The 17,078-nt window shown below is 70.6% G+C and carries 12 protein-coding genes; 10 read left to right on the forward strand and 2 right to left on the reverse strand.

Going from position 1 to position 17,078, the window contains the following annotated elements; genetic code table 11:
* Nucleotides 1–68: 68 nt before the first annotated feature.
* From CES90_RS12935 to CES90_RS12980, 10 genes are all read left to right on the forward strand, one after another.
* The gene (locus CES90_RS12935) at nt 69–317 is read left to right on the forward strand and encodes a phosphopantetheine-binding protein (protein ID WP_189784292.1); all 249 of its coding nucleotides are present in this window, start codon (nt 69–71) and stop codon (nt 315–317) included.
* A 4-nt stretch (nt 318–321) separates the two neighbouring features.
* Nucleotides 322–1,854 carry an amino acid adenylation domain-containing protein gene (locus CES90_RS12940; RefSeq protein ID WP_189784293.1) on the forward strand — a complete coding sequence of 511 codons (1,533 nt, stop codon included), beginning with the start codon at nt 322–324 and terminating at the stop codon, nt 1,852–1,854.
* A 259-nt stretch (nt 1,855–2,113) separates the two neighbouring features.
* Nucleotides 2,114–5,248 carry a non-ribosomal peptide synthetase gene (locus CES90_RS12945; protein ID WP_189784294.1) on the forward strand — a complete coding sequence of 1,045 codons (3,135 nt, stop codon included), beginning with the start codon at nt 2,114–2,116 and terminating at the stop codon, nt 5,246–5,248.
* Nucleotides 5,245–6,432: an acyl-CoA dehydrogenase family protein gene (locus tag CES90_RS12950; protein ID WP_229913960.1), complete on the forward strand. Its 1,188-nt coding sequence runs from the start codon at nt 5,245–5,247 to the stop codon at nt 6,430–6,432. The genes CES90_RS12945 and CES90_RS12950 overlap by 4 nt, the downstream gene beginning before the upstream one ends.
* 24 nt (nt 6,433–6,456) lie before the next feature.
* The gene (locus CES90_RS12955; protein ID WP_229913961.1) at nt 6,457–8,355 is read left to right on the forward strand and encodes a non-ribosomal peptide synthetase; all 1,899 of its coding nucleotides are present in this window, start codon (nt 6,457–6,459) and stop codon (nt 8,353–8,355) included.
* An 11-nt stretch (nt 8,356–8,366) separates the two neighbouring features.
* Nucleotides 8,367–9,149 carry an AfsR/SARP family transcriptional regulator gene (locus CES90_RS12960; protein WP_189784295.1) on the forward strand — a complete coding sequence of 261 codons (783 nt, stop codon included), beginning with the start codon at nt 8,367–8,369 and terminating at the stop codon, nt 9,147–9,149.
* 5 nt (nt 9,150–9,154) lie between these two features.
* Nucleotides 9,155–10,483 (forward strand): MFS transporter, encoded by a 1,329-nt coding sequence (locus tag CES90_RS12965; protein ID WP_189784296.1) that lies wholly within the window; start codon nt 9,155–9,157, stop codon nt 10,481–10,483.
* A complete protein-coding gene (locus CES90_RS12970) occupies nt 10,480–11,928 on the forward strand; it encodes a condensation domain-containing protein (protein WP_189784297.1) in 1,449 nt (482 codons plus the stop codon). The genes CES90_RS12965 and CES90_RS12970 overlap by 4 nt, the downstream gene beginning before the upstream one ends.
* 28 nt (nt 11,929–11,956) lie before the next feature.
* Nucleotides 11,957–12,256, forward strand: coding sequence for a Dabb family protein (locus CES90_RS12975; RefSeq protein ID WP_229913962.1), 300 nt, complete (start codon nt 11,957–11,959; stop codon nt 12,254–12,256).
* A 50-nt stretch (nt 12,257–12,306) separates the two neighbouring features.
* Complete coding sequence (locus tag CES90_RS12980; protein WP_189784298.1) at nt 12,307–13,089, forward strand: thioesterase II family protein; 783 nt, start codon at nt 12,307–12,309, stop codon at nt 13,087–13,089.
* Between the two features lie 433 nt (nt 13,090–13,522).
* Here CES90_RS12980 and CES90_RS12985 read toward each other — a convergent pair whose 3' ends face one another.
* Complete coding sequence (locus CES90_RS12985) at nt 13,523–15,628, reverse strand: DEAD/DEAH box helicase (RefSeq protein WP_189784341.1); 2,106 nt, start codon at nt 15,626–15,628, stop codon at nt 13,523–13,525.
* Nucleotides 15,629–15,648: 20 nt separating this feature from the next.
* Nucleotides 15,649–16,986 carry a BREX system ATP-binding protein BrxD gene (brxD, locus tag CES90_RS12990; RefSeq protein WP_189784299.1) on the reverse strand — a complete coding sequence of 446 codons (1,338 nt, stop codon included), beginning with the start codon at nt 16,984–16,986 and terminating at the stop codon, nt 15,649–15,651.
* Nucleotides 16,987–17,078: the final 92 nt, after the last annotated feature.

The following is a 17,078-nucleotide window of genomic DNA, read 5'->3' on the forward strand; positions in this document are numbered from 1 at the left end:
CCGCTATCTTGACCCCCGTGACGCATACCTCGGAACAAGACTCTGCCCTCGATACCCCGATTCCCCAAGTGCTGCACGCCATCTGGGCCGAAGCGCTGGGCCTGGAGGAAATCGGATTCGACGACGACTTTCTCCAGCTGGGGGGCCATTCACTCCTGGCCATGCGGATAACGGCCGAGGCCGGCGAGGCGTTCGACATCGATCTGCCCATGGCCGTGCTCTTCCGGCACCCCACGCTCGCCGCGTTCACGGTGGCCGTGGAGGCCGAGATCCGTGAGCAGGAGCTGCTGGCGCTCTCCGACGAACAGCGGGGGTGACACGGTGACCGTCACGCGCACCGAGCCGATGCTGATCCATCAGGCCTTCGAGGAACAGGTGAAGAGGAGCCCCGACGCCACGGCGCTCGCCACCGCCGACACGAAGGTCGGGTACGCCGAGGCCAACGAACGGGCCAACCGCTTGGCCCACTACCTGCGCGGCCTCGGAGTGGGCGGCGAGCAGCGCATCGCCCTGCTGCTGGAGCCGTCCGCCGACTATGTGATCACCGTGCTGGCCGTGCTGAAGGCCGGGGGCTGCTACGTGCCCCTCGACAGCGGGTATCCGGCGGCCCGGCTGACGGCGATCCTCGACGACACGCGGGCCACGGTGGTCATCACCCGCCGCGAGCTGCTGCCGCGACTGGCCGGCCACGAGATCCGTACCGTCCTGCTCGACGACGAGCCGGGGCTGTTCGCGGTCGCGGACGACAGCAACCCGGATCTGCCCGCCGACCCCGACGACCTGGCCTACGTGGTGCACACCTCGGGGTCGAGCGGACGCCCCAAGGGGGTCATGGTCAGCCACCGCGGTGTGGTGCGGCTCGTGCGGGAGCCGGTGTGGGTCCGGCTGGGCCCGGACGAGGTCATCCCCCTGCTGACGTCGATCTGCTTCGACGTCTCGATGTTCGAGATCTGGGGGGCGCTGCTCAACGGCGGGTGCCTGGTCGTGGAACCCGGCGCGACGACCTCGCTGCGCGCCCTCGGCCGGGTCGTCCGCGACCACGGTGTCACCACCATGTGGCTCACCGCCGGGCTCTTCCATACCGTGGTCGACGAGGGCGTCGAGGCGCTGCGGGGGGTGAGGCAGCTCCTCGCCGGGGGCGAGGCCCCGTCGGCGGTGCACGTACGCAAGGCGCTGACCGCCCATCCCGGTATGCGCTTCATCAACGGCTACGGGCCCACCGAGGCGACCATCTTCGCGGCCACGCACACGGTCGACTCGCCTTCGGGGACCGGTAGATCGGTCCCCATCGGCACGGCCGTGGAGGGCACCGACCTCCGCATCCTGGACGACCGCCTGGAGGCCGTTGCCGACGGCGAGCCCGGGCAGTTGTTCATCGGCGGCGCCGGGCTGGCCCGCGGCTATCTGCACCGACCCGCCCTCACCGCCGAGCGGTTCGTCCCCGACCCCTACGGAGACGGGAGCGGGAGCAGGCTGTACGCGACCGGGGACCTCTGCGTCCGCCGGCCCGACGGCGCGATCGAGTACCTCGACCGGATCGACCGCCAGGTCAAGGTGCGGGGCTTCCGGGTCGAACTGGGCGAGATCGAGGCCACGGTCAGATGCCATCCCGCGGTCCGGGACGTGGCCGTGGCCGCGCACGGCGACAGCCCGGAGACCCGTCTGCTCGTCGCCTACCCGGTGCTCGACCCCGCGATCGCGCCTGCCCCGGGCACAGCGCTGTCCGAACTGCGCTCCTGGCTGCGGGACCAGCTCCCCGGGCACATGGTTCCCGACGTCTGGCGGGTGCTGCCGAGGCTGCCCCTGACCTCGAACGGCAAGGTCGACCGCAAGGGCCTGCCCGCTCCGTTCTGATCGCGCTCAGGCCCCTCACTTTGCTGTCGTGCAGCATGATGAACGGTGCTACTTGCCAGTAACCACTCCTGCTCGGGGGAGAGTAGTTGTTGAAAGCTCAAGGTCCACTCTCCCCCGAGGTACCCCGTGAATTCTTACCGTTGCCCCCTTTCCCTCGCCGCCGCGGACGTTCTTCTCTCCAACGGCGCCGACCTGGAGGACAGCGGTTGGGGCGGCTGAATCACTGAATTTCCCCCACGCGCCGAAAAGGAGTGACCGAGTGTTCAATCTGTCCACCTCCCAAGAAATCGTCTGGCTGCACGAACAGATGCTTCCCGGCAGCCGCAGCTACAACTTCACCGGGGTACTGGATCTGCGGGGCACACTCGACGTGACAGCCCTCAGGACCTCCCTGGCGGAGGTCATGGCCCACCACCCGGGACTGCGCCTGGAGTTGGTGAACAGGGTCGGCGAACTGCCTGCCCAGCGCGTCCGGGAGGACGCCGAACCGCGCTTTTGCACCACGGACCTGACCGGCGAATCCGACCCGGAGGCCGCCTTCCTGAGCCTGCTGTCCCAGGAGGCCGAGAAGCCCCTGGAGACCGACCGCGCGCCGATGCTCCGATGGCATCTGGTGAAACAAGAAGAGTCCTTTCACCGCCTGATCCAGGTCGAACACCATCTGACGCACGACGGCCGGTCCTTCGCCATTCTGCTGCACGATGTATTCACCTCCTATCAGGCCCATGTTCGGGGACAGCGCCCCGAATTACTCCCCACTCGCTCCTACGAGGAGTTCGTTCGCGCGGCGTCCGCTGACAGGACGGACGACCGGAAGCGGAGCCTGGCCCACTGGCAGGAGCAGCTGCGCGACGTCCCCTTCAGCGCCGCCCTGCCCGGCCTCACCACACCCGGCGCGGTGCGCCGCCACCACGGCCGGCAGTTCCGCCAGCGAATTTCGGCCGAGCTGGCCGAGCGCCTGCGGGAGCGCTCCCGCAAGAGCGGCCACACGCCGTTCAGCACACTGCTCACCCTCTTCGGCGAGTTGCTGCGCCGCCACAGCGGACAGCGCGAGCTGGTCATCGGCACCGCCGTCGGCAACCGACCGCCGGGGGCGGAGCGGTCCATCGGCATGTTCGTGAACACGCTGCCGCTCAGGGTGAGTCTGCGACCGGACGCGACCGGGACGACGGCCGTCGACGACGTCACCGACTCCCTGCTGCGGGCGCTCCCGCACCAGGACGTGCCCGTCCAGGAACTCACCCGAACGCTCGGACTGCACACGAGCGGCGCGGACAATCCGCTGTTCAACGTCATGTTCAGCGCGCACGACGCGGCGCTGCCGGAGCTCGACACCCCCGGCCTGGACGTCTCCCTCTTCGAGGGGTTCAACACCGGCACCACCCGCTTCGACCTCGACGTCGTCCTCCTTCCCGACGACCGCAGGGCCGTCGGCCCCCGCAGCGGCCCCGGCGGGATGATCCTGATCTGGGACCACGACGCCGACCTGTTCACCCCCGCCGCCGCCGATCTGCTCGCGGAGCGGTTCCTGGAACTCGTACGCGCCTATCTGGACGCCCCCGACACGGCGTTGAGCGCCCTCGCGGTACCTCTGTCGGACTCGCCGGCGGTGCTCACCGACAGCCCCATCGCCCCGGAGGCGCTCGACCCGCTCGGCGCGCACGATCCCTCCTCCCCCGCGCTGATCACCGGTAACGGCCAACTGACCTACGGCGAGCTCGACCGCCGGGTGTCGGAACTCGTCGAGCGGATGCACGACGCCGGGGTGGTCGCCGGGCAGCCCGTGGCCGCCGTGCTGCCGCGGGGCGTCGACAGCGTCGTCGCCCTGCTGGCCTGTCTGCGGTCCGGCGCGGTGTACGCGCCGCTCTCGCCCCGGGACCCCGCCGCCCGGCTCGGCACGCTCCTGGAACGGCTGCGGCCCGCCCTGGTGCTCGCTACCCGGGAAAGCTCCCTCGCGCTGCCGGCCGACTGCGTTCCCGCCCTGCTGGACGGGCCCGCCTTCCCCCCGGCCGCGCCGGCCACCCCGCTGAAGGACGCCGCCTACGTCATCCACACCTCCGGCTCGACCGGAGTGCCCAAGGGCGTCGTGGTCGGCCGGACGGCACTGGCCCACTACACCGGCGCGATCGGCCGGCGCTACGCGCTGACCGCGCGGGACAAGGTGCTGCTGTTCGCGCAGCCCTCCTTCGACGTCGCGCTCGAAGAGGTGCTGCCCGCCCTGGCAGCAGGAAGCGCCCTGGTCCTTCCTCAGCGCGAGATCCCCACCGGGGCCGAACTCGCCGCGGTCCTCGCCCTGCGCGGGGTCACCGTGGCCAACCTGCCCACCAACTACTTCCTCGCCTCCCAGGAGGCCCTGCGCGAGGCCCTGCGCGACGGCCGCTGGGCGCCCCGGCTGATCGTGCTCGGCGGGGAACGGCTGCCGGCCCGAAGCCTGCGGGGCCTGAAGGCCGACACCGGGGCCGTGGTGCTCAACGCCTACGGCGTCACCGAGGCCACCGTCTCCTCCACGGTGCACGAGATCCTCGACGAGGATCTGGCCACCGCGGGCGACATCCCGCTCGGCGTCGAACTGCCCGGTGTACAGGTGCACGTACTGGACGACGCACGGCAGCCGCTGCCGCCGGGCGCCGTGGGTGAACTCGCCATCGCCGGAGTCGCGTTGGCCGACGGATACCTCGGCCGGGACGATCTCACCGAGGCCCGGTTCGTCAGTCCGCCCGCGCTCGGCGGGCAGCGGGTCTACCTCACCGGCGACTGGGGCTACCGGGACGTCGAGGGCCGGCTGTTCTTCCTCGGCCGCCGGGACAACCAGATCAAGCTGCGCGGTCACCGGATCGAACTGGAGGAGATCGAGGCGGCTGCCTCGGCCGAACTCGGCGGCCGTCCCTGCTCGGTGATCCTCGATCAGGACGGCGACAACGGCCCACGGCTGATCGGTTTCGTGCAGGGCGCCGAACAGCCCGACCAGAGCGCGCTGACGGCCGCGTTGACCCGGACCCTGCCGGGCGCCCTGCTGCCCAGCCGGTGGTTCGGCCTGGCGGAGATCCCCACCATGGCCAGCGGCAAGCCGGACCGGGCCGCCCTCACCCGGATCGCGACGGAACTCGGCGCGGCCGAGGCGGAGCCCTCGCACAGCGCCGCCGACTTCACCGACGCCGGACAGGCCCTGCTGGCCCGGGCCTGGCGAGAGGTCCTCGGCCACGACCGGTTCGCCGCCGACTCGCACTTCTTCGAGGTCGGCGGGCACTCCCTGCTGGCCGCGCAGCTCGCCGCCTGGCTGGAACCGCACCTGGACAGCCGGCCCCAGCTGCGCACTTTCTTCCAGCACCCCGTACTGGCGGACCAGGCCGACGTCCTGGCCCTCTCCTCCGGCGCAGAGGCGTGCCGGCGGTGACCATCACAGCGAGCGGCGCCGCCCCCTCCAGCATCCTCGAAGGCGGCCACGCCGAGCTGGTGGACTCCTTCGAGACCTTCATCCGGCGCGAACTGGTGCCCCTGGCCGCCGACATGCCGGAGACCGAGGCACTGCCCCCCGCCGACCTGCGGTCGTACGTCCGCAAGCGCTCCGCCGCGCTCGGCTTCTACGCCGGCGAGTACCCGGAGGAACTGGGCGGCTCCGACATGCCGTTGACGGCGGTCGTCCTGTTGCACCACGCGGCCGGCCGCAGCGGCTGCGCGCTGGCGCCGTACGCGCTGGGCGGCTCCGACGGCCCCAGCCCGCTCCTGCGCAACGGCACGGAGCAGCAGATCCAGCGCTATCTGGTGCCGCTGGTCCGGGGTGAGATGACGCGTTGCCTCGCGCTGACCGAACCGCACGCCGGGTCGGACGCCTTCCGGCTGACCACCGTGGCGGTCCGGGACACCGACGGCTGGGTGCTGAACGGCAGGAAGACCTTCGTCAGCAACGCCGACCGCGCCGACATCGCACTGATCGTCACCGCCACGGACCTCGGGGACGACCGGCCGACGGGCTCCACCGCGTTCGTCGTCCCCATGGACCAGCCCGGGCTGCGGATCGGCCAGCGGTACGAGGGCATGTCGGGCGAGCCCATGTTCGAGCTGCTGCTGGACGACGTCCGGCTCCCCCCGGACGCCGTCATCGGCGGCGACCGGGGCGTCGGGGCGGCCACGGCCCTCGCGATCGACAGCCTGTCCCGCGGCCGGCTGATCGTCGCCGCCACATGCAACGGCATCGCCGAACACGCCGTGCGGCTGGGCCTGGAGTACGCCCGCAGTCGTACGGCGTTCGGTGAGCGGATCGGCACCTACCAGCACATCCAGGAGCACCTGGTCAGCAGCCACGCCGAGGTCGAGAGTTCGAAACTGCTCACCCTCGCCTCCGCCCAACTGCTCGACCTGGGCAGGGAGGCGCCGGAGAACGCGGCTCTGGCCAAGCTGACCGCCTCCGAGACCGCCGTCCGGGCGGTGGACCGCGCGCTGCAGATCCACGGCGCCACGGGCTGGGTGCGCGGCCATCCCCTGGAGTTCCTGTACCGCCACGTCCGCATGATGACGATCATCGAAGGGACCTCGGAGGTCCAGAAGGTGATCGTCGCCAAGGCCATGGGCCTGCACTGACCCACGCGATCGCACGGAGACGACGTGACTTCATCTTCCCCCTCCCTCTCGCTTCTCAGCACCCCCGCCGACGAGGCGGCCCGGGACGGACGGGTGCACGAGCTGTTCCACGACTGGGCGACCCGCACCCCGGACGCGCCCGCGGTGATCGACGGGGAGCACCACTGGAACTATGCGGAACTCGACCGCCTGGCCGACGAGACGGCGGCCGCCCTGGCCGAACGGGTCCGCCCGGGCGATCTCGTCGGCGTATGTCTGGACCGCTCGGCGGCCCTGGCCGTCGTCGCCCTGGCCGTGGCCCGGCTGGGCGCCGTCTACCTTCCCTTCGGTCCCGACGCCGGCGAGCAGCGGCTCCAGGCGGTCGCCGGGTCCCTGCGGCTGCGGTGCCTCGTCGGCACGCCCGAGCGGCTGCCGGAGGCGTGTCGCTCGGCGCAGCTGCCCCTGCCCGTTCCCGTCGCCGGCACCGAGGGTGTCGGCGGAGTCGTCGCGGCGGTGCTGACGCCCGGCACCACCTCCGTCGGGGCACCGGAGGGCACGTTCTACACGGTTCTCACCTCGGGTTCGACCGGCGAGCCGAAAGCGGTCGCGGTGGGCAAGGAGTCGCTCGCCTCCCTGCTCCACTGGTACCGGCGGCACTCGGACATGGGCCCCGGTGACCGGCACAGCTTCCTGATGGGCGTGGCCTTCGACGCCCATGTGATGGAGATGTGGGCGACGCTCACCTCGGGCGCCGCGCTCAGCGTCAGCCCGCAGGACGTCCGCTGGGACACCCACGCGCTCACCGACTGGTGGCGCGCCGCGGGCATCACGGTCGGCTTCCTGCCGACGCCCCTCGCCGAGCCCGTGCTCGACCGTCCCTGGCCCACCGGCCTGCCCCTGCGTCACCTGGGCATCGGCGGCGACCGTCTCCGCCGGTGGCCCGGCGCGGACGTCACGGCGCGCGTCTACAACGCGTACGGGCCGGCCGAGGCCACCGTCGTGACGAGCGCGTACCCGCTGGCGCCCGGCGGGCCCGACGGTTCCGGCGGGCCCGGCGGTTCCGGCGGTTCCGGCGGCGAGGAGGCCGCCGGTGATCCGCCGATCGGTCTGCCGCTGCCGGGGGCCACGGTTCTCGTCACGGACGAGGACGGGCGTCCGGTGCCGCGCGGGGTGCCGGGCGAGCTGCGGATCGGCGGCCGGCTCCTGGCCCTGGGGTACTTCGACGAGGACCTGACCGGGCAGCGGTTCGTCCCCGGCCCGTCCTCGGGGCCCGGCACCGGCCGGGTGTACCGCACGGGGGACCGCGTGGTGATGCGACCGGACGGCGTGCTGGAGTTCCTGGGGCGGCTCGACGACCAGGTCAAGGTGGGCGGCGTCAGGACAGAACTCGCCGAGGTCGAGCGGGCGTTGGAACGGGAGCCGCGTGTCCGCCGGGCCGTTGTGGCGCTCCGCCGGGACCCGAGCGGTACGGCCTCCCTCGTGGCCTTCGTCGAGACCGCCCCGGGCACCGAGGCACCGGCCCCCGCCGAACTGCGGGACCACGCCCGCGCCTGGCTGCCCGAACAGGCCTGCCCGGTGGCCTATGAGTCCGTCGAGGACTTCCCGCTGAACCCGAACGGGAAGATCGACCGGGCCGCGTTGCTCGCCCGGTGGGAGGCACGCCCCGCCGAGGACACCGAGGGTGTCGACGCGGGTCTCTCCCCCACGGAGGCGACGGTGTTGAGCCTGTGCCGGGAGATCCTTGGCGACTCCGGCATCCTCCTCGACGACAACTTCCTGAATTCGGGAGGCAATTCGCTGGGCGGCGCGCGGCTGATCACCGCGCTGGAACAGGAATGCGGCGTACGGCTGCGGGCCCACGAACTGCTCCAGCAGCCCGATCTGCGCAGTATGGCGAAGCTGGTCGGCACCAGGGCCACCGCCGCGGCATCCGTACGGAGTTGAGGTGTCTTCCCGTGAAGTATCGACTGCTCGGTCGCGTCGAATTGAGCGACCTGAAGAAAGTGGACATCGGCGGGGCGAAACACCGGACCCTGCTCGCCACCTTGCTGTTCGGCGCGAATGAGTTCCAGTCCGTCGACCACATCGCCGAGGCGCTGTGGGACCACGACCAGCCGAAGAGCGCGCACGGTCTCGTCCGGCTGTATGTGCACCAACTGCGCAAGCGGATGGGGCAGGCCGGCGCCGACCTCCTGACGGAACCGGGCGGCTATGTCCTGCGCGTCGGCCGGACGGACCTCGACCTGCACGTCTTCGAGAGCGAGACGGACCAGGCACGTGCGCTGCTGGCTGTCGGCGACCACGAGGCGGCCGAGGCCCGGTTCGCCGCGGCGCTCGCCCTGTGGCGGGAGCCCTTCACCTGCCGTACGGGGTCGCCGCTGCTCGACCGGCTGCACGGGCCCTGGCTGGAGGACATGGGTCTGGCGGCGGTCGAGGGCCTGGCGGAGGCCCAGCTGGCGCTGGGGAGGTGGCTGCCGCTGACGGTGCGTCTGAGGCCGCTGGTGGACCGCTTCCCGTACCGGGAGCGGCTGCTCGGGCAGTACATGCTCGCGCTCCACCGGTCCGGCCGTCGGGCAGAGGCGCTGGAGGTCTTCCACCGGGTGCGCTCCGTCCTCGTGTCGGAGCTGGGCATCGAACCGGGCAAGGAGCTGCGCGCGCTGATGCAGGCCGTCCTGCGCGACGACACGGCCCCGTATCCGGTCGGCACCCGGCTCGTCTCCCTCGCGGCGGCGGGGTGACGGCCATGGGTGGGTCCCGGGGCCTGTTGCGCGGCCCCCTCTCAGGGCATCGGAACTTCCGGCTGTTCCTGCTGGGGTTCGCCGCGAGCAAGACCGGCAGCCAGGTGACACTGCTCGCGCTGCCGCTGGTCGCCGCGCTGGAACTGGACGCGTCTCCCTTCCACCTCGGCGTGATCACGGCGGTGGAGACCGGGGCCATGCTGATCGCCGGGTTACCGGCGGGTGTATGGGTGGACAAGGTGCGGCGGCTGCCGCTGCTCGTCCAGACCGACGTGCTGCGGTGTGTGGTGATCGGCTCCCTGCCGGTGGCGGCGGCGGTGGACCGGCTGACGCTCGCCCATCTGTATCTGGCGGCGGCGATCACCGGAGCCGCGACGGTCGTCTCCGACATCGCGAGTCAGTCGTTCCTGCCCGCCCTGCTGCCCCGAGACCGGCTGATCGCCGGCAACGGGGCGGTGGCGACGGTGCAGTCGTCCGCGGAAGTCGTGGGACCCGGGATCGGCGGCGGGCTCGTTCAGGCCATGGGAGCGCCGCTGGCGCTGCTCGCCGACGCGATCAGCTATCTGGTGTCCGCGGTCCTGCTGCTGGGCATCCGGTTTCGCGAGGCGGTGCCGACGCCGACCGACGACCGCTCGCTCGGCCGGGACATCGTCAAGGGCGTCCGCTTCGTCTTCGGGCATCCCCTGCTGCGGGTGATCGCGATCACGACAGGGCTGTCCAACCTCTTCACGGCCTTCCTGCTCGCCGTCCAGATCGCCTTCTGGACACAGGTGTTGCGGCTGTCGCCGCTGGAGATCGGCCTGGTGCTGTCCGCCTCCGCCGTGGGCGGTCTGGCCGGAGCGCTGCTCGCCCAGCGGCTGGCCGGCCGGTTCGGACAGGTGCCGCTGATCCTGCTCTCGGTCGCGACGACCTCGCCGTTCGCGATCCTGTGGCCCCTGTCCTCCGGACCGTTGGCCCCGTACATGTTCGCGCTCGGCCTCGCGGTGGTCTGGTTCGGCGCGGTCGTCTACAACGTCGCCCAGCTCACCTTCCGGCAACTGGTCTGCCCGGACGAGCTGCTGGGCCGGATGAACGCCACCATGCGGTTCGTGGCCCTGGGCGTCATGCCGCTGGGGGCACTCGTGGGCGGCGCGCTCGCCTCCGCGTGGGGCCCGCGAGCGGCGCTGTGGGTCTGCGCGGCCGGGTTCCTCTCCCTGCCGCCGTTGCTCCTGCTGTCGCCGTTCCGGAGCCGGGCGAACCGGTCGGCCGAGCAGCACACCCCCGTGTCCCCGGGAACCCCTCCCGAGACAACCGCAGCCCAGGATCCCGAGCACGGAGAGGCGCGTCCCACGTGAGCGACAGCATCACCGAGAACTACCTGACGCGGTATCGGGCCGTCACGCGCGCCGCCGCCGATCCGGCGGCCGTCTTCCCGCTGAGCGGGGCCCAGCGCAGGTTCCTGCTCTCCCGCAACCTCGACCCGCTCCGGCGGCCGGACATCGTGCCGTTGTTCTTCCACTTCCCGCAAGGCGCCGTCGACGTACCACGGCTGCGGCGCGCCGCGATCGACTTCGCCGGGCGTCACACGGTGCTGTGCGGCGGCGTCGGCCTGCTCAAGGGCACCCCCGTACTGCGGGCCGGTGAGCCCTCCGTCGAGGTCCGGCGGGTGTCGGTACCGCCGGGCGGGACGGCACGGGAGGCCGTACGGCGGGAGCTGCGCGACTGGGACCCGCGCGGTCCGTTCCTGCGGCTGCTGCTGGCGCGTGGTCAGGACGAGGAACACGAGCTGCTGGCCCTCGTGCTCGACCATCTCGTCTGCGACGAACAGTCGCTCGGCGCCGTCACCGCGGGCCTCTCGGAGGCGTACGGCCGGGCGGAGCACACCATCGCGCCGTGGACGGGGGCGCGGGACGGGGTCGCCTACCGCGAGGTGGTCGAGAGTCAGCTCGCGGCGGAGCGTGAGGCGTCGCGGGAGGGGGCGTTGGCGTACTGGGGAAGACGGTTGAGCGGGCTGAGCAGTCCCGAGGCCACCACCCCCCAAGGCTCCGCCTCCCCCGATTCGGCAGGTTCGGCAGGTTCGGCAGGTTCGGCAGGGCGTTCTCCGGCCGAGCGTGACGACGACGAGGGGCTGGAGAAAGGCATGTTGACCCACCGACTGCCCGCGGTCCCCCCGCGCAGTCGCGGGACTCTGTTCCCCGCCCTGCTGAGCGCGGTCTCGGCCGCTCTGCACACCCGGCCAGGCGTCGGCCCCAATGCCGGCGCCGATGCCGGCGCCGATGCCGGCGCCGATGCCGGCGCCGATGTCGGTCGGCCGATGGCGCTCGGCTATCCCTGGGGCGGTCGGCCGGTCGGCGCGCCGGAGGTCATGGGCTGCTTCATCAACACCCTCGTCCACCCCGCCTCCGCCGGCTCCACGGACCTCACCGACGTCACCGCCGACTGGTGGGACGACCTGGACCACGCCACCACCCCCTACGACGAGGTGGTGCGGGCCGCCCGACTGGCCGGCGGGACCTGGTCAGGAGCCCTGCACGCCATCCTCACCTTCGAGGACCTCGGCCGGCGGCCGTCCCTCTCCCTGGCCGGGGTGACCGGGCAGGAGACCCACCTGGCGGTGCCGCTGCGATACGTGGCGCCGATCGGGATCGCCGCGTCACACGGCGAGGATCTGCTGATCCGTCTGGTCTGGGAACGAGACCGGCTCGCGGAGGACCACGCGCGGGAGGCGTTCCGTCTTCTGCTGCACACCCTCCAGGTGCATTGCTTTCCTCGATCCACCGCATCAGGAATTCACCGTTGAATCGCCGTGAAGCCTTGGGCAGGATCGAATGGTGATTACACACATAGTTCTCTTCAAGCTCAAGGACGGGATCGACCGAAGGTCTCCTGACGTCCAGGAAGCAGAGAAGTTCGCCCGGGAAGTCGGCCGTCAGGTGCCGGAACTCCTCAGCTGGCGTGTGGGATGGAATTGCGTAGATCGCGATATCGCCTACGATTTCGCCGTTGTGGGCGTGCTGCCGAATCTGGCCGCGCTGGAGAAGTATCAGAAAAACGCGTTCCACCAGGAATCCGTGGAGAAATGGCGGGAGATATCCGACTGGGTGGTCGTCGACCTGCCTGAGCACTGACCGAGAGCCTTCCGAGGAACTCCGAGAAACGTACAAGAACGGAACAGACCATGGCAGTTCATCCCGGCACGCGCACGGAGGACCTCTGGCTCCGGCGATACGCACCGGCCGGTGCGGGCGGCCCCCCGCTCGTGTGCGTGCCGCACGCCGGCGGTTCGGCGACCCAGTACTTCCCGCTGTCCCAGGCCCTGGCACCGGCTGTCGACACCCTGGCCGTCCAACTGCCCGGCCACCAGGACCGCCGGGAGGAGGCGTGCGTGGAGGACCTCGCCCGGCTCGCCGACGACCTCTTCGCGATCGTCCGTGGCCGACTGGACCTGCCCGTGGCCCTCTTCGGGCACAGCATGGGCGCGCTGCTCGCCTGGGAGGTGGCCGCCCGGCTGGAGCGGACCGAGGGCCCCGGCTCCGTCGCCCATCTCTTCGTGTCGGGGCGTCGCGCGCCCTCCTGCCAACGGGGCGAGGACACGCACCTGTTGGACGACGAGGGCCTCAAGGCCAAGGTCCGCGAGCTCGGCGGCACCGCGCCCGCCCTGCTCGAGAACGAGCAGATGCTGGAGCTGTTCCTGCCCGTGCTCCGCAGCGACTACAAGGCCGTCGCGACGCACCACCCCGACCCCAACCTGCGTCTGACCTGCCCCGTCACTGTCCTCACCGGCGACCGCGACCCCCATGTCTCCCTCCTGGAAGCGCGCCGCTGGACCGACCACACGACGGGCGACTTCGGGCTCCGCGTCTTTCCTGGCGGTCACTTCTATCTGAACGACCATGTGCGGGAGATCGCGGACGTGGTGCTCGCGTCCCTGCGGGGCGGCGAGTTGCGCCCGTCGGCATAGCGCGAAACCGGCCACAGCAGCGCAAGGGAACGCCACAGGAGCCCCATGGGCAGCCGTGCCGACAAGAAGGATCACCCCCGTCACCCCTGTACGGGACGTGACCGGCTCGTCCGGCCCGGCGGTCCCGCTCCGGACGCACACGCACTTCATGTCGCAGGCCGGGCGCTCGCGGGCTGTCTGCCTTCGAGGCGTGGTTCACGCACTTCGGCTGAAAGTCCCAGAGGGCGGTACGTGCCGTCGGATGCCCGTGAAGATGCGGGTCAGAGCATGATCGCTCCCTGAGCAGGCAGAACCCGGCGTACAGCCCGACTCGTCTGCCGCCGGGCTCAGGCCAACGAGTTTGGCCTGGCCGGGTTCCTTCTTCGTGTACATGGCCCCATCACGTTCCAGGCGTCCATGCTCGCGACCTCTACCCCTGCGTAAACGTTTTCCATCATTTGACCGTGAACCTGACAGCCTCGTTGAGCAAGTCGGTGGCTCCCCCCAGGTCGGCCAGCCGGGCTGCGAGCGTGGCCTCGGCGAGGCGCGGCGAAAGAGCAACGCTGAACTTCAGTCCTGCGAGCGCGCGGGGATCCACCGCCGGGAGGCACAAACGGTCGGCAGCCTGGGCGGCCGCCTTCCTCCAGTCTTTGCGGGTGATGTCCTCGCGTAGCCGGACGTAGGTGTCCGTAGGACGCTGCAGGGGGTCGGCGACGCTGGAGAGGGTCGCCGCCAGGGTGGCGTTGGTACGGTAGCCCGCCCATGTCCACCACCGCACATTCGTGTCGTGACCACCTCGCATGATGATGGTGCCGTCGCGGTACACGAGTTCGGCGCCCTCATCGCGCACGCGAGCGATCCTGTTTTCGGCACGGCGGGTGAGCCTGACCGGCGGGGTGGCACCGAGCAGGATTTCTCGGGCAGCCCGTGTCAGCTCGTACGACGCCGTGCGCGTCAGGCCGACGCCGCCCCAGCGGGCCCGCCCGCCACTCTCCACCGGCTCGACGAAGCAGCGGCGGCGCGACCAGTCGATGTACGTCACCTGCCAGCTGCGTCCGGCGAGCAGCAGTCGGCGCGGGCCGACGACCTCGTCCGTGAGCAGCACGGGATCTGTGGTGCCGATCTCGGTGCGGCCCGACAGCACGGTGAACTCCGGGGCTGCGGTGAAGACGGCGGTGAGGTCCATGAAGTGCCGGTAGCCGAACCGTTTTTCGGCCTCTGGGCCGATGAACAGTAGTTCGCCGTCCCGGTCGAGGTAACCCTCCTCGACCAGGTGGCGCACGATCGGCTCGGCGGAGGGGCCGAACGGACCGAGGCCTCCCCACCACTCCTGCCACAGTCGGTCACCAACCTGGTGCTCCTGGAGGCAGAGCGCCAGCACCTGTTGCGCGGCGATGTGCCTGGGCTCCGGAGGAGCGATGACCGGCTCCACCCAGCCGCGAGACCAGAGCAACAGAAGTGCCGCCGCGGACAGAAGCCCTGCGTCGTCAGTGGCGAGGAACAGGCAGTTGCGGCTGGAGCCCGGCCGCCGACCGGTGCGGCCCAGTCGCTGCAGGAACGAGGCCACCGTGTTTGGTGCGTCGATCTGGATGACCCGGTCGAGGTCGCCGACATCGATGCCCAGTTCCAGGGTGCTGGTGGAGACGATCACACAGTCACGAGCCTCCGCAAAGGCCTCCTCTGCCCGCCGTCGCTCGTCCACGGACAGCGATGCATGTGACAGGAAAGCGGTCACGCCCTTCGCACGCAGCGCCGCGCCGAGTTCCTCGACCTGCTTACGTGATTCGCAGAACACCAGGCGTTTCTCGCCGCGGTGCAACGCGGCGATCACTGTCGCGGCGTTGGCCAGTGACCCAACAAAGTCGAGCTGGATGTCTCCAGGCGGAGGCAGCTTCGGTTCTTTCTCCTTCAGATGCGGAGCCACCACCCGCGCCGCGCGCTGACCGGTCTTCGCGCCCTGCAGCCAGGCGAGGAGTTCCTCCGGGTTGCCCACCGTGGCGGACAGGCCGATGCGTTGAACTGGGCGCCCGGCCACCCGCTCCAGCCGCTCCAGTACGGCCAGCAGATGCCACCCTCGGTCGTCGCCCGCGAAAGCGTGTACCTCGTCGACGACGATCGCCCGCAGCCCGGAGAAGAACGCTCGGTGGTCGACGTTTGCGCTGACCAGCATGGCCTCGAGGGACTCGGGGGTGGTCAGCAGTATGTCCGGTCGTTCGCGCAGGATGCGCTTGCGGCGGGAGTGCGTGACGTCGCCGTGCCAGAGGGCTGCTGTGCGCCCGAGCCAGGATGTGTACGTCTCCAGCCGGGGCAGCAGGTTGTTGAGCAGCGCCTTCAGCGGACACACGTAGAGAATCGAGGTGCCGTCCCATTTCTCCTGAGCCATCCGCGAGAGCAGGGGGAAGCAGGCGGCCTCGGTCTTCCCTCCGGCGGTGGGGGCGATCAGCACGGCGTCAGTGCCGTTCGTCAGGGGATTGATCGACTCTTCCTGGAGTGATCGCAGTCCGGGCCAGCCCAGGGTGTTCACGATGTGGTGGACCAGGCCAGGGTGGAGCAGATCCATCGGGTCGGGTGCGACGTCGCTCACGAGAGGTCCAGGTCGACATCGTCGGCGCTGTCGACCGCAGCGGCGTTGCGCTCCACCTCGGTCATCTCCGAAGCACTCACAGTGAGCGCGTAATGCTTGCGCGGGACGAAGTCCTCGAACTGGTCGACACGATCGAGTACGTCGCCCACCAGCTTCTTGAGGAACAGCCGGGGGGCGACCCCCACCTTGCCCCCCAGTGCCCCGCCGACAGCCTTGGCCAGGTCGGCAACGTAGTCGTCGTCCGCGACTTGTTTGATCCTTTCAGCGACCGACGAACCGGATGCATACAGGTCCCGGATCGTCAGGCCGAGTGCAATCAGTGAGTCCTGCGTGAAGCCCGGCAGCCTGAGCTGCACGGCACGTGGGTTGTCGAAGCGCGGGTCGGTGGTGAAGTCGGTGGCCAGGCGCTGGGCCAGCGGGGCCAAGCGCTGCACACCCTGCCGACCGTCGAAGAACGCCGGCGTGCCAGTGATCAGCAGGTAGAGGCCCGGGAAGCGTCCGGAGTGCACCTCGTCGATGAGCTGGCGCAGTGCGTTCAGCGCCTTGTCGCGAGCGTCCGAGCGGACCCGCTGCAAAGTCTCGACCTCGTCCAGGACGACGAGCAGTCCCGGGTGGCCCGAGCCGTTCAGCACGGTGAGTAGCCCCTGCAGAAAGCCGAGCGCACCGAAGTGATCCAGGTCGCCGCGCACGCCGGCTGCCCTGCGGGCCGCTGCGGCCACGTGTGGCTGTCCGCCGAGCCAGGCCATTACCGCCGAAGCGGTGGCTTCGTCACCCGCGGTAACTGCAGTCCGGTATCCCCTCAGGGCCGCCGCGAACGACGGGGCGTGCCGGGACACCTCGGTGAGCCGGGCAGTCATTAGCTTTTCCACTTGGTCGGGCAAGTCCTCCTCGGCAGCTCCATCGGCCAGCACGTCCTCCTCGAGGACGTAGAACCACGCGTCCACAACCGGCCGGAGCGCGCTTGGCGGGAAACCAGAGGTGGTCAGCCGCTCGGTGAGGCGGCGATAGACGGTCTCGAGTTTGTGCAGCGGAGTCTCGGTTTCCGAGATCTGGATCTCAGCGACGGCAAAGTTACGCCGCTTGGCACGCTCACCGAGCCACCGGGCGAAGAATGTCTTGCCCGACCCGTACTCGCCCCGCACCGCCTTGAACACCGAGGCTCCGGACACGACGGCCTCGAGTTCCGCGTCGAGCGCGGCTTCGAACCGATCCAGGCCGGTCGCCAGCAGATCCAGTCCGCTTTCCGGAACGGCTCCTCGGCGCAGGGCGTCGATCACGTCGCGACGCCGGGCGGCACTGACGGGTCCGTTTCCACCAGGGCTGTCTGTCCTCACCCGGACAGTCTCCCATTTGGCCGGATAGTGGGAGACCGCACTGCGAGGTACGCAGCCTGGTCGGCCGAGCCCTCACTCGGCCGGCGAAGGAT

It is taken from the genome of Streptomyces capitiformicae, from assembly GCF_002214185.1.
GTDB lineage: Bacteria > Actinomycetota > Actinomycetes > Streptomycetales > Streptomycetaceae > Streptomyces > Streptomyces capitiformicae.